The 14583-nt window shown below is 37.4% G+C and carries 13 protein-coding genes; 1 reads left to right on the forward strand and 12 read right to left on the reverse strand.

Annotation, left to right across the window (positions count from 1 at the left end):
- The first annotated feature begins 495 nt into the window (after positions 1-495).
- Positions 496-681, forward strand: a complete 186-nt coding sequence (locus tag AB1422_02290; GenBank protein ID MEW6618174.1) for a hypothetical protein — start codon at positions 496-498, stop codon at positions 679-681.
- Here the strand turns inward: AB1422_02290 and AB1422_02295 are convergent.
- The 12 genes from AB1422_02295 to AB1422_02350 all read right to left on the reverse strand — a co-directional run bounded on the left by AB1422_02295 (position 678) and on the right by AB1422_02350 (position 14577).
- Positions 678-1070, reverse strand: a complete 393-nt coding sequence (locus AB1422_02295) for a hypothetical protein (protein ID MEW6618175.1) — start codon at positions 1068-1070, stop codon at positions 678-680. The genes AB1422_02290 and AB1422_02295 overlap by 4 nt on opposite strands.
- 79 nt (positions 1071-1149) lie before the next feature.
- A complete protein-coding gene (locus AB1422_02300) occupies positions 1150-1350 on the reverse strand; it encodes a hypothetical protein (protein MEW6618176.1) in 201 nt (66 codons plus the stop codon).
- A gap of 208 nt (positions 1351-1558) precedes the next feature.
- Positions 1559-1711, reverse strand: coding sequence for a GxxExxY protein (locus AB1422_02305; protein ID MEW6618177.1), 153 nt, complete (start codon positions 1709-1711; stop codon positions 1559-1561).
- Between the two features lie 66 nt (positions 1712-1777).
- Positions 1778-1972, reverse strand: a complete 195-nt coding sequence (locus AB1422_02310; protein MEW6618178.1) for a hypothetical protein — start codon at positions 1970-1972, stop codon at positions 1778-1780.
- Between the two features lie 128 nt (positions 1973-2100).
- The gene (rpiB, locus tag AB1422_02315; GenBank protein MEW6618179.1) at positions 2101-2538 is read right to left on the reverse strand and encodes a ribose 5-phosphate isomerase B; all 438 of its coding nucleotides are present in this window, start codon (positions 2536-2538) and stop codon (positions 2101-2103) included.
- Positions 2535-3623 carry an L-threonylcarbamoyladenylate synthase gene (locus tag AB1422_02320; protein MEW6618180.1) on the reverse strand — a complete coding sequence of 363 codons (1089 nt, stop codon included), beginning with the start codon at positions 3621-3623 and terminating at the stop codon, positions 2535-2537. The genes rpiB and AB1422_02320 overlap by 4 nt, the downstream gene beginning before the upstream one ends.
- A gap of 824 nt (positions 3624-4447) precedes the next feature.
- Complete coding sequence (locus tag AB1422_02325) at positions 4448-6118, reverse strand: NAD(P)-binding protein (protein MEW6618181.1); 1671 nt, start codon at positions 6116-6118, stop codon at positions 4448-4450.
- Positions 6119-6327: 209 nt separating this feature from the next.
- Positions 6328-6582: a hypothetical protein gene (locus AB1422_02330; protein MEW6618182.1), complete on the reverse strand. Its 255-nt coding sequence runs from the start codon at positions 6580-6582 to the stop codon at positions 6328-6330.
- 52 nt (positions 6583-6634) lie between these two features.
- Entirely contained in the window at positions 6635-7000 is a 366-nt protein-coding gene (locus AB1422_02335) for a four helix bundle protein (protein MEW6618183.1), read from the reverse strand.
- Positions 7001-7061: 61 nt separating this feature from the next.
- On the reverse strand, positions 7062-8132 hold the full coding sequence (gene dsrB / locus AB1422_02340; protein ID MEW6618184.1) for a dissimilatory-type sulfite reductase subunit beta: 1071 nt from the start codon (positions 8130-8132) through the stop codon (positions 7062-7064).
- Positions 8133-8455: 323 nt separating this feature from the next.
- Positions 8456-9625: a dissimilatory-type sulfite reductase subunit alpha gene (dsrA, locus tag AB1422_02345; protein ID MEW6618185.1), complete on the reverse strand. Its 1170-nt coding sequence runs from the start codon at positions 9623-9625 to the stop codon at positions 8456-8458.
- A gap of 317 nt (positions 9626-9942) precedes the next feature.
- Complete coding sequence (locus tag AB1422_02350) at positions 9943-14577, reverse strand: cohesin domain-containing protein (protein ID MEW6618186.1); 4635 nt, start codon at positions 14575-14577, stop codon at positions 9943-9945.
- Positions 14578-14583 lie beyond the last annotated feature (6 nt).

Here is a 14583-nt window from a genome sequence, read left to right on the forward strand (position 1 = left end):
TAATGAATCTATCCGTTGATTTAATGAATCTATCCGTTGATTTACATATCCAATTTCTTCTTTAACAACCGCGCGTATTTCGGCTATATCTTGTTTGGTTAATTCGGCAAAGGTAATTTTTCCTGGCAGGAATATAAGTAATCCCAGAATTGGGATTAATACTTTTTTCATCGTAAAACCTCTTTTTAAAAGTAATCTTATATTAAATTATCACATCTTACTCCAAAAGTCAAGTTTTATTTTTAATCTTTTTTTGCCACAGAGGCACAGAGTGCACAGAGGATTATTTATAAAATTAATCACTAAACCTACTTTCTTCCCGGTGAGTTTTAAGTAAGTAATTGTTGTCTCCATAGTGCCCTTAATAATCTTCTCTGTAACCACATTTATCTTTTCGTAAGCGTTCAGGTGGTGTAACAAAAGGAGATGTGGAGATTAAGGAGATAGGGAGATATTATTAAAAAAATTGAAATTAATAGAAACTAATAGAAATTTATGGAAATTTGTTGTTTCCCACAATCAATTTCTACCTATTTCTATAAATTTCAATCTATTTCTATTATCTTATCTCCATATCACTCTTATCTCCTTATCCCCTTTCTTACACTTTTGATATATAGCCTGAACGGTTACATCTTTTCTATCATTTTCTCTCTGTGTCCTCTGTGTCTCTGTGGCTAATCTTTTTTTTCACATAGTTCAACTTTTTCCATTGCTTGTTTTTGCCAGTCTTCGTGAGGGGTATAAAAGCTACGGATGGCGTAAATTCCATGAACTATTTCACCGTAAGTATCCTTTGCTTCTTTAAACTGACCATCTTTTTCATACATCTGACCTATTTCAAATATTCGCTCTTTTGCCTTTTTCACCCATTTTGAACCCGGGGTATAAAATCTAATGGTTGAGCCATACCAGACAACGGCCATCGCATAATTTTTTCCCTTGTATTCTTTTTCTCCTTCATAAAATGCCTCTTTTGCCCGATGTAATGTCTCTAACCAGACCATTGTAAAGGCAATTACTATTACTCCTAAAACAGTTAAGATAATCTTTAATGGTTTATTCTTCATTTTTTAAACCTCCTCTGAAATGATAGAATTCGACCCCGCTGGCTTTATCCGTCATTCGCTGTAACGATTGGGGTAGATATTAATTTATTTTTTCGCCCAAAGCTTCAATATCGGCTAAATCCTTATGACGGTATAATGCCTTTTTGTTTATAATAAACTCTTTGCGTCCAATAAAATAAACAGGAAGATTACCATATTCTCCCTTTTCTCTACCAACAAATGCAGTATGCCAATCAATGCCTGAGATAGAGGTAATAATATCAATTCTTACCGGTGGCACCCCCAGTTGAACAACTTTATGTTCAACTGCAAAATCTTCGACAGAAAGTCTAAGTGAACCAAAACCAAAATCTTTCGACCTGTGAAATAGGTCAACGAGGGAAAAACAAAATTATACTCCACTGCTTGGTGTAAGAAAAGGAGATAGGGAGATTAAGGAGATAAGGGGATATTATTCTAATTCCACTCTTCTAAAATCTGCCTTTTCTTTAGCAAAGTTTACAAGAATAGCCACCTTTACACCTGCAGCTTTTAAATCGGTAAATACTCTCCAGAAAACCTGGCCCCAGTGTCTGGTGTACCTTGATAATACATTGAATTATTATCTCAGCAAGTAGATTTTCTTGATATTCTTCTCTGATATCTCCATATCCCCTTTATCCCCTTATCCCCCTTCTTATACTAACTACGATCAAAATATTCCTATTTCACAGGTCGAAATCTTTTAATGCCGCAAGTATTTTTTTGCCATTTTCTACGGATGGTTTTATAAAAATGTCCATATCTCCAGTATATCTGGGAGCACCATGAAATGCCAGGGCATAACCACCCATAATTAAAAAATCAACCTGATGTTTGTTGAATAACTCTAACAACTCTTTGAAGTCTTGCTGTATTTCCATTATATTGCTTCCTTAAATAATCCACTGTCCTAACTCTCTCTTTTACAGATTTCCTTAACCAATATTCTAAATCCGAATTATCCTTTTTTGTATTTAAATCTTTTATTTTTACTACCTTGCGAATCATTTTATCTCCCAATTTCTAATTCCCTAATCTTATCTAATCTACGGATATGTCTTTCTTCGTTGGAAAATTCTGTTTCCAGGAATATCTTTAAAATTTCCTTTGCTTGTTGAGAGTTCACTATTTTCGCCCCCAGAACTAAAATATTAGCATCATTATGTTCTCGGCATAATCTTGCGGTCATTGTATCACAGCAAAGAGCGGCACGGATACCTGGGATTTTATTAGCGGTAATTGACATTCCTATGCCGGTGCCACAAATAAGTACCCCGCGCTCAAATTCACCATTACTTACCTTTTTAGCCACCTTAATCCCAATATCCGGGTAATCAACGGATGTTTCATCATAGGTCCCAACATCTTCATACTCATAATTTAAAGATTTTATTAATTCCTTTTTTAAGTCAATTCCAGCATGGTCACAACCAAAGACAATTTTCATTCCATTAGTTTTTTTATCAATCGCGTTAGACACTTTTTAATCTCCAAAAAACAGGTTTCATATCCTTCTCTTGAACCACCAATTGGGTCAGCAATCTCTTTTTTCCCTAATCCAACATACTCAGACAAAAGAAATGTTTTTCCTTTTGCTGATGGTAAAATATTCTCTACCCTTTCTTTATGATAACTCTCCATCGTCAGGATTACATCTGCTTTTTTAATCATCTGTTCATTTAATAGTGTAGAAAAGGCAGCAGTGGGGAGAATCCCTTCATTTTCTAATATTTTTAGACTCATGGGAGTAACATTTCCGTTATTAATAGCAGATGTTCCAGCAGACTTAACTTCAACTAAAAAATTTGTCTCTTTTGCCATTTTGGCGAACAATTTTTCTGCCATAAAACTTCGGCAGGTATTACCTGTGCAAACAAATAAGATATTCTTCGAATTAAGAACTCTGAATAATTCTTTAGAACCAATTGCTCCTTCACGCAAAATAACAGGTGATTTACCTGTTAAATCTAAAACAGTCGAGGCAATACCCAATTTTGTTTTACCACCATCTATGATTAAATCTATTTTATCTTTTAAACCTGCCATTACTTCCTCACAGGTAGTTGGTTCTTTATGGCCAGAAATATTTGCTGAAGGACAGGCAATCGGGGTGTTTGAAGACTCAATTAATGCTAACGCAATCTTATTATCTGGCATTCGGATGCCCACAGTCCGCTTTTCACCCATTATCATTTCAGGAACTAAATCACTGGCAGATAAGATTATCGTTAAAGGACCAGGCCAGAATTTATCTATTAATTTCCAGGTATCATCAGGTATATCTTTCGCTAATCTTGATAGCTCATTAAAATCTGAAATAAGTAAAGATATTGGTTTGGATATGGGTCTTTTTTTTACCTCAAAGATTAATCTTATTCCATCTTTATTCAACCCATCTACCCCTAATCCATAGACCGTTTCCGTAGGAAAGGCAACAAGTTTTCCTTTTTTAATAAAATTAGCCGCCCTTGTTATCTTCTCCTTTTCTGGATAGATGGGGTCTATTTTTAAAATTTCTGCTCCTTTTTGCACTTTAAATACTATACCATATTACTTTAAGAATGTCAATTGTTTTTTTGGTAATTCGTAACCGTTCACTGCTCTTCACCGCAGAGACACAGAGACGCAGAGAAAAAATTAAGTAACTATTCAGCCACTGATTGACACGGAGTAGCACGGAAATATAGCACTTATTAATCGAAATTTGACATAGATATGGCTATGAAATTCCAAATCACAAATTCCAAATTCCAAACAAATTCGAATGACCAAAATTCAAAACATTACCCCCATAGTTTGTATTTAGGATTTGAAATTTGGTGTTTATTTGAGATTTGGTGCTTGGGATTTGGGATTTTTTTTACTTATCCACTCTGAGTAAAGTTTTGACTAATAACTGCTATAGTCAGAAGACAGAACTCAGAGGACAGATGAGAAAGGGGGAAACGGAGAAAGGGAGAAACGGAGAAGGAGAGGAGAGACGAGGCACTATACCTGAATTTTCAGCCCTCAGCCTAATTACGGACACAGAAAACGGACACGGATTACGAATTTTCAGTGTTTCATCTGTGTCCATCAGTGGCTGAATAGTTACATTTCTTGTAACCGTTCAGGTGGAAATTTACCGCAGAGACGCAGAGGAACAGAGAAATAAATCAGATAACAGAAAAGATTATTGAGGTAATCATTGTCATACATAGGACATCAAAACCAAATTATTAATCAATCATGAGATGTCGGGCCTCAAAAGCTTGCTCTGATGAAAATCAGGAATGGAATTCTGCGTATGGTAAATAGTTTTTAATTTTTTCTCTGCGTCTCTGTGTCTCTGCGGTGAACGGTTACCATTTCTTGTTCTAAATCATATCAATATACCCACAGGGGCATTCTTCCGCACATTTCTTACACCCCTGACAGAGGGCTAAATTGAACTCGTAATGTTTACCTTTGGGTAATTTCTTGACTGCAGAATCCGAACACAGAATATAGCAGTTGTCACAATCAAAACATTGACCACAACTCATACATCTCTTAGTTTCTGCAATAGCCACAGGTTCATCAATGGTAAAAGCGACTTCATTAAAATTATTTACCCGTTCTTGCGGACTAAGATTTGAGGTTTGAACTCGGGCTAATTTTTCGTAGTAATTAAAATTCATCCTGGTATGTCGGATGATAGTTGGGGCAAGAATTTTTGCAGGTTCTCTTTCTCGTAAATAGTCGTCAATTGCCTCAGCTGCCTTTCTTCCCAAACCAATCGCCTCAGTGACCAGACCGAGTTGATTTGTTACATCACCACCAGCAAACACCTTATCAATGTTTGTTTTTCCTCTTTCATCGATGGTAATCCAGCCTTTTTCATTTTTGATTTGCTCTAAACCGGTAAAAACAGATATTTGACTGATAGCGGCAATGATAGCAGTTGCCTTTATTTCAAATTCAGACCCGGCAATAGGTATTGGTCTTCTGCGACCACTGGCATCTGGCTCACCCAGTTCCATACGAATGCACTTTAACCCAACGGTTTTATTACCTTGTTTTATGACCTCAACTGGAGCGACTAAAAGTTCAAGATGAATTCCTTCTTCTTCGGCTTGATTAACCTCATGTTCAATAGCCGGCATCTCTACTTTTGTTCTTCGATAGAGGATAGATACATCCGCATTTTGTCTTCTGGCGACCCTGGCCGCATCAATAGCACTATTTCCACCGCCAATAACCAGCACCTTTGAACCTAAATCAATTTGTTTGCCAGAATTAATCTGATTCAGATACCAGGCCGCGGTAAAAACACCTTCAGCATCTTCGCCCGGAATGTTTAGACCCGCTCCTTGATGTGCACCAATAGCTACATACACCGCATTATAGCCTTTTTGTAACTGTTCAAATGAAATATCTTCTCCAATCCTTGTCTTGCATTTGAGTTCAATCCCTAATTCTAAAATCGCATTAATCTCAGCATCGAGAATATCTTCTGGTAATCGGTAGCGCGGGATACCATATCTGAGCATTCCGCCTGGCTTTTCAAATCCTTCAAACACAGTGACTTTATAGCCTTTTCTGGCTAATTGACAGGCACAGGAAAGCCCTGACGGTCCTGCACCAATTACGGCAACCTTCTCTGGATATGTATCCGGATAAAGTTTTTTATGTTTCAGGTTATTTTTAATCCCGTAGTCACCAATGAATCTTTCAACCGCATTAATACCTACTGCCTCGTCCTTTTCTTTTCGATTACATTCTTTTTCACAGGGATGCGGACAAACTCTACCACAAACTGCCGGGAATGGGTTTTTATCGACTAAAGTTTCCCATGCCATTTTAAACGCATCTTCATAGTTCCTTCCATAGTTTTGTGATTGAGCAATAATTGTTAAATAACCCCTAATATCTGTTCCAGATGGGCAGGTATAACTACACGGTGGTGTTTTTGGGGTATATTTAGGTCTTAGTGCAGAGGTTTCTCTGCCTCCGCGCAAACCAATTTTTTCTAAAGCCCGTTTTCTTGTTTTTAGAACTATAGCCATAGTTTCCTCCTTTGTAACTATTCACCACGAAGAGCACGAAGGGCAGGGAGATGTTACAGAACAAATCTCTTTATGCCTTCTTTCAATCTTTCCACGTGAATTCAAACAAACCCGGCTCAAGAGTTCGATGCACCGCTATAGTGCCTCCAATGACTCTAATTTATCAAATTTCACTTCGTGTCCTTCGTGGTGAATAGTTACCAAACATTTTACTCATTCGCGGCCGCTTCTTTATGAGGTATCTCGACAAATGTGCCCCCAAAGTAGGTATAGACACAGCGTCCGGAATCTATTAACATATTGATCGCCTTCCTCGCATCGTCTTTAGAAACTCTATCTTCACCATATTGCATAGTCATCTCTTTAGGCAAGTCATTTGGTTTAAATTTTTTCTTACCGGCGTATTCTTCTATCATTTTGAACATTGCATCCGCTATTTCTTCAATAGACATTTTATCTGCCATTTTTCTGTACCTCCTTTAATAAGTAGAGAGTAGAAAGTAGAGAGTAGAGAGATTATTCCCATTTCGCAATTAGTGAATGAAGCATTGCTCTAATCTCATTTAAAACTTGTAGTCTCTTCTCTATTATTTTTTCAGGCAACAACTTTCTTAACCTCCTATATCTACCCCTACTTTCTCCTACTGAACCTTTAGACATTCTAAAGAAATTCTTAATTTCTTTTCCCGACTTTCGTTCATATCCTTCTTCCATATTAGCACAGATAGAATCTAAACTTCTCAATTGATTCGATGCTAATATCCTACCTGCAAAACTCTTTTGAAGCACAGGTAAATCTTCTTCTAAAAAATCTTCAAATAGTCTAACTGCTTTTTGATAAACTTCAAAGTCCTCTACACTCTTTATTGGTTTTCTCTCCATTCTCTCTTCTCTCTTCTCTTTTCTCTTTTCTCTCTACTCTCTACTCTCTACTCTCTACTCTCTACCTCATCTGCGTTGTCTTTCGATATGTTTGACCGGCATGTTTAAAGTCATCGATATGATACTTGGTGAATTTAATACCGGTCAAATCAAAGAATTTTGGCCAGCCAATTCGATTAATCCATTCTCCAACTCGTTCGTATTTGAAGGCATTTTTGGCATAGACCTCAATGATATTTTTTACCGCCGAGACGACTTCAGGCCATCTTGGTGGATTATTTGGTAGAAAAGGTATGGCTAATTTAGTGAACATTGGTGTAGTTCTTGCATTGGAAACCTTTCCGCCTACCCAGATAGAGACGCCATCATTTAATGGGTCAGCAATTGGCATCGCTGGACAAACAGTGTAGCAATTGCCGCAATACATACAATTATCTTCATCTATCTCTACCGATTTTTTACCATCAATGATAGTTGGTCTAATCGCCGCCAGAGGGCAGGAGGCAACAATTGATGGAATCTCACACAAATTGCCTAATTTTTCATGATTAATCTTGGGTGGTCTTCGGTGAACACCAAGAATGGCAATGTCTGAGCAATGCACAGCACCACACATATTTAGACAACATGCTACCGCAATCCTTAATTTATGTGGTAATGCTATTTTGCCGGTAAAATAATCGGTCAATTCATCCATCACGGATTTAACAATACCTGAGGCATCCGTAGCCGCAGAATGGCAATGAACCCAGCCTTGTGTATGAACGACATTGGAAATAGTATTTTTTGTTCCGCCTACAGGCAGATTCTGAATCTCCAAATCCTTGATTAAAGGCTCGATATTGCCTTCCTTTGCCAGTAAAAATTCAACATTGTTTCTGCTGGTAAATCTCAAATACCCATCGCAGTATTTATCCGCCAGGTCACATATCAGTCGGATAAAATCACTGCTCATCAATCTGGGTGAGCCAACCCGCACTGTATAAATTTTAGCCCCTGTTTCCGCAACATGGACTAAAACACCTGGTTTTAATACCTCATGGTATTTCCACTTACCATAGTTTTCCTTGATAATTGGGTGTAAAAACTTTTCATAATGTGGTGGACCTATATCTGTTTGTCTTTCTGCCATTTTTTAATTTACCTCCTTGTTTTTGCCACAGAGACTTTTTGTAAACATTCAGGTGGTGTAACAAAAGGAGATGTGGAGATTAAGGAGATAGGGAGATATTATTAAAAAATTGAAATTAGTAGAAACTAATAGAAATTATGGAAATTTGTTGTTTCCCACAATCAATTTCTACCTATTTCTATAAATTTCAATCTATTTCTATTATCTTATCTCCATATCACTCTTATCTCCTTATCCCCTTTCTTACACTTTTGATATATAGCCTGAACGGTTACGACTTTTTATTATTTCTTTGTGAACTCTGTGCCTCTGTGGCTAATATCTTACTCTTCCTCGTAATACTCCTCATAGAATATGTATGGATTCTCTCTGGGTTGGGAAACCATTTGTGGGACTGGCTCAAGCCCTATTTTTTCAAGGAAATTACCCAGTCCTATTCGTTGGATACATTCACCAATTCGTTCTCTTGCTTTGCCATATTCATCCCAGAAATCCCAGATTCTTCGGATAAGACTTTTAAGTTCCTCATAAGGTGGTTCCATTTTCATAAAGGGCACCAGCACTGATGATAATTGTGCTCCTTCAACAATTGGTGCTTTTGCACCCAGAAGGATACAAGCACCCTTTTCTTTTCCTATGCGAAGTGCTTTTGGCAGGACATTAATACAATGCATACACTTACTGCAGGATTCATTATCAATCTTTAGTTCCTTTCCATCCCATTGGATACATCTTTTGGGGCATTTATCGCAGACATCAGATTGAATATTTGAGTATTCTTTAACGGCATCCTGGTCAATCTGGATGTTATCCTGCCATATTCCAATAACCGAGAAATCAGATCTGGCAATAGATGCGACGCAATCATTGGGACAGCCAGCCATCTTGAATTTCCATTTGTAAGGGAAAAATGGGCGGTGGAGTTCATCCTGATAGGTCATAGTTAAATCGTAAGTCAGTGCCAGTGTATCGTAGCAAGCAAATTCACATCTTGCCGGTCCAACACAACAACTTGGCGTTCTTACATCAGACCCTGAACCACCTAAATCCCAATTATTTGAAGATAAATCAGTAAAAAATGGTTCAAGGGCATTGGTATCCGCACCTAAAAATATTATATCCCCGGTTGAGCCATGCATATTAAGGATTCCCGAACCATATTTATCCCAGGTATCCACTAATTGTCGCAAAGCCGCAGTTGTGTAAAACCAACCTGAAGGTTGATTGACACGCACAGTATGAAAATGTGCCGCCTCAGGGAATTCCTCCGGGACATCTGAAAATCTACCAATCACACCACCACCATACCCTTTAACTCCAACAATACCACCGTGCTTCCAATGAGTTTTCTTATCTTTGTAAGATAACTCAAGTTGACCTAAAAGGTCTTTTGCTTTGGGGCTTCTCTGGCTAAGTTTCTTCAGGTCTTTAACAAAACTTGGCCATTTACCCTTCTCTAATTCATCTAAAAGCGGCGTTTTTAAATCAGACATTTTTTTCATCCTCCTTTTTTTTGCAGTAATGTTAAAAATTAACCACACAGAACCCAGCGCAGCATAGCCACAACCAAAAAAGGCACAACCTCACGGTTATAAAGAGGTCTATCGCTTTAACCACACCAAGGTATGTATTCCTCGTAAGTGTTCAGATAATAGGGTGTTTTGGTGATCTGGTGTTTGGTGTCTTCAGGCACATAGATACTCAGCCCGCCTCATTGGTTACAAAACTTTCCTAAAAAACAAGATCTGGCGGTGGTGTCTGAAAATTCTTTCATGTTTTATTTAACACCACCTCACATCTCAAATTCCAGTTATCTAATCACCACCACCCTTCCTGTTACCTTCTCATTCCTATCATTGGTGATAAGATAGATATATACCCCACTGGCACATGAATTACCGGCTTGATTATTTCCATCCCAGTGAGCTTCATTGGTATCACCCGTTTTCTCATCTACTAATTCACCAGCTAAATTAAATATCTTCAAGTTCCAGTAAGATGTTAGATTTTTAAAGGTAATATATTTGCCTGAATGAACAGTAGTTGGTTTAAATGGATTTGGATATACCTGGACATTAGATAAATTAGGTGCTACCAGATTACCAATAGCATAAATAGAAAAATGAGTGATATAAGCGGTTATACGATTATTGAAGGTATCTACTTCCTGATTAGAAGCGGCTAATTCCCAACCAGAACCTGTATAGTAAAATATCCGTAACCGACTTTCATCTAATCCTTTTACTTGCTCATCTGTGTAGCTTAAGGTAATACTTCCTTTTATCTCTAATTTAGTCTTTGGAGCTGTTACCACATTAATTTCAATAACTACTGGACTTACATCTTGTGGTATATTAGGTGGCACAGATGGAGGAGTAGTAACTTTTGTTATTTCTACATACGCATCCTGGTTAGGTGAACCCTTCTCAATGACTACAACTGCCTTCTCATCTTCTGATTTAATCAGAATATCCTCATTAGATTCTTTAGGAACATTAATTGCCTTGACTTCAAAGAGACTACTTGTCCCCACTTTACCAGAACTTCTAACACAGATAAATACCTGTGTTCCTGTGCCAGAAATAGCTACTGTTCCCTGCCATGTCCCACTACCAAAGGTAATTACTTTTGGAGTAATCGTCCCTGATATATTATGTAGAGATAAGGTACCTGTATTGTTATAATCATCCACTATCTTATTCCCTATATCCAGAGCTTTTATCGTAACATTAAACGGTATCCCATCTACTTTAGGTGAGTCAATCTTATCAAATTCAAAATGGTCTAATGGAGAAATAGCTTTAGCATTAACTTTAACTTCATTGACATCAAACAGGATAGCCTGGCTATTTATATCTATCATCTTCGTCATTCGATATTTAGCCGGGTTAAAATCAAACTTAATCTCCGTTATTCCTGAATCCTTTACTTTAAATTCAATCTCAGCTAATATACCACTCTCATATACCTTGCCTTCTAATAATCCACCGGCATAATCTACCGTGTCAACTCCAAATTGAGACTTAATCACCGGAAGACCTATATTACCGGTAGTCAGATTAATTACTTCTAAAAGATTAGGGTCAAAGGACAATTGTGCCTGGCAGGCAGCTAAATCCTCTACATTCTCAATCATTATCCTGACACTAAATGTAGCACCTACAAATGTATCAATTGCAGATGGACTAAATGTAAGTTTAGTTTTAGCAAGTTTTACAGGTAGTTTAACTGGTGGAGCAGGCGCTGGCGGTGCAGGAGCAGGTGATGGTTGTGTCTTAAAGAAACTATTTCGTAAAATCATAGCATCATCTATATTTATCCGCTCATCGCCATTATAATCAGATTCCTCGTTCCATCTTCCATCTCCTATGACCGAGAGATAGGCATTTCGTAAGACCATAAAATCCTCAATATCTACTACCCCATCATTATTTGAATCACCATTTAAAAGGGTAAGAGTAGCCACGATAGTCTTTGTTCCCGGATAAACTACTATCCCGGTAATTGTACCAAGAGCTACACCTAAGGTATCAGCCTGTAATGTATAAGTTCCCGGGATAACCTCTAAAAAGGTATAATAACCACCTATCCCGGTACTGGTTGTTCCTACGCCTACGAGGGTAATTGAAATGCCTGCATTAGTGCCTGTATCCTTTGGTGGATCAATTATTACATATCCTTCCATACTACCATATTCGAAAATAGTTACAGTCCCTCCATAAGTAGTAACTGGAATAGGTTGATTATCACTATCTTTAAGCACTGTCCAACGGTTATCAGGTTTATCAAAGACAAAGTAGATAGTAGCAGTCCCTGGTGCTTTAGCCTTAAATCTAATCTTTGCTAATATCCCTGAGCCATCTGCGGTATTAGTGGCAGGAACTAAAATCAGGCTATAGGCAATCTGTCCGCTCGTATTAGTAGCCGCAGCATAAAGTAATGATGCCTCTGGAGGAAAAGGTCCTTGAGTAATTTGTATGCCCTCTTCTACAGGATTATCATCTAATACCTCTAAACGATTATGGTCAAAGTCAAGAAAGACATCCAGTCCTGCCAAATTCACCACATCCTTCAACCAGATATCTATACCAAACTCATCCCCTTTAGTCACGATTTTACTCCCCGGCTTAATCTCTAATCGTGTACTACATAGGACATTAAAGAAGGCATTAGCAGATACCAGAGTCTTTAACCCAGTAGCAGTAACAGTCTTCGTCCCTCGTACCATTAAGGGAAAAGTAAAGGTGGTAGAAAAAGTCCCTGCATCACTGGCAATAGAAGTAGCAATAGACCGAATAGTACCAAAATGTATGACTATATCCTCAGTTCTACCATAACCATTACCAGATAAAGTGATGATAGTGCCTACGGTCCCAGAGATTGGAGTAAGGATATAAATTCTTCCTCCTGTGATAAAGAAAAAGCCATTAGCTTTTTTACCAGTTAGAAGCTCAGTGGCAATAATAGAGGTAGTACCATAAGGCTGGGTATCAGTAGTAAATATAGCAGTAAATTTGCCTGATAAATCAGTTGTAACAGAGGTAATAGTAAGAGTTGTACCAAAATTTATTTGAACACCCTCGGTTGGAATATATCCCCTCCCTTTTATTATCACAAGAGTACCAATAGTACCAGCAGTAGGAGAGATTTCAGTTATAGTTGGACTGGTATATGTCCCTTTTAACCAAGGATCATAATCAATATTACCAGAAAAGGTTGATGTAGCAGGTGGATCAGAACCCCACCAGTTATATTCAGCTGTCTGAGTACCATCTGTTTGTAGATTGTATGGTTGGTTATTATAGATGTTATTATAAATAAGTTCAGAAATTACTGAGGATTTACAGTAAATTCCGACGCCATTACCATTTGGATTACCAGTACCACCTGTATTATCTTTGAAAGTATTATCATTAATAATGGTATTATTATCTGAGGAAATTAAGTAGACTCCACAACCTACACCACCGCTACCCATAGAACTGCCTCCTGGTCCTCCCTCACCACCTCTGTTATCTAATATGATATTTCTTACTATGATGGTTGAGGTAGAAAAAGATAGTAATATCCCTCCTCCAATATTACCTGGACCTCCCTGACTATAATCACTTTTTCCTCCTTGACCACCTCTATTGTTTGATATGGTATTATATATGATAGTATTTTCTATTGAAGATAAAAAATATATCCCATATCCTATACCACCTGCACCACCAGAAGAAGGCATACCTTTAACACTACTTGTACCGCCTTGTCCCCCTTTGTTATATGAGATGGTATTAAATGAGATAGTATTTCTTGTTGAAGATCCAAGATATATCCCCCCTCCTACACCACCTACACCAGCATCACCGATAGCGTCAGGTACTACTTCTCCCCCTTGTCCTCCTTTGTTATGTGATATGTTATTATATAAGATAGTATTTTCCATAGAAGTCATGAGATATACACCTATTCCATCGCCACCTGCACTCATTCCCTTCCCTGCAAGGTTAAGTCCCCTACCACCATCTCCTCCTCCTATTCTTAGAAATGAATTATTTTTTACATTATTATGATTTGCATCATATAAATATAACCCTACTCCAATTCCTCCATTACCCCAATTATCTCCTCCTAATCCTCCTGTAATATTCATAATATTATTTTCATATAGTTCATTATTATTAGATGAACTAATAAAGATTCCAATTCCCTCACCTGTAGTTATGTTCCAGAAACCTCCCTGTCCACCTTGAATATCATAGATATTATTACTACTAATTTTGTTCTTTTCAGATGAATTTAGCAATATTCCTATTCCTTTACCTCCATTTCCTCCAATGGTAAATGGATATGCTCCATCACCACCTTTACCACCTATTATATTCATTATAGTATTGTTCTCTATAACATTAGAGTCTGCTGAAAATAGAGAAATTGCACTTGCTATTCCTCCATCGTTACCTACTCCAATTCCATCATCTCCTTTATGATTGGCAATTACATTATTATTAATTATAACATTAATCACATTTTCTAAATATATAGCTTGTTGACCATATTTGATTACACAATACTTAATTATACTTCCATTACCTCCATTACCACTAACCTTAATTCCATTCCAATCTCCTGCCTGAGCAATAGTAGAAGTTCCTTGACCATTGGTTTCATCTTTAAAGGAGGTAAAAACAATCTTATTTGTTTCCTCGCCAGTAGCATTTAGAAAACCATAAGAAATCAAAGAAGTACCTGTAGCAAACTTTACTACTACCCCTGGCTCAATTGTTAAAGTATTACCAAGTTCTACAATAACAGTTCCCGTGACAATATATGGACTATTCGTAGCCAACCAGGTGCCACTTTGAGTTCCAGTTACAGTAATAGTTGCTAAACTAATTCTTACCTCACTCATTAACCCCATAATCATTAAAATCCCAAACAAAAAAATTCTCTTAAGCATTTTTTA

The sequence above is a fragment of the bacterium genome, assembly GCA_040757115.1.
Taxonomy (GTDB): domain Bacteria; phylum UBA9089; class CG2-30-40-21; order CG2-30-40-21; family SBAY01; genus JBFLXS01.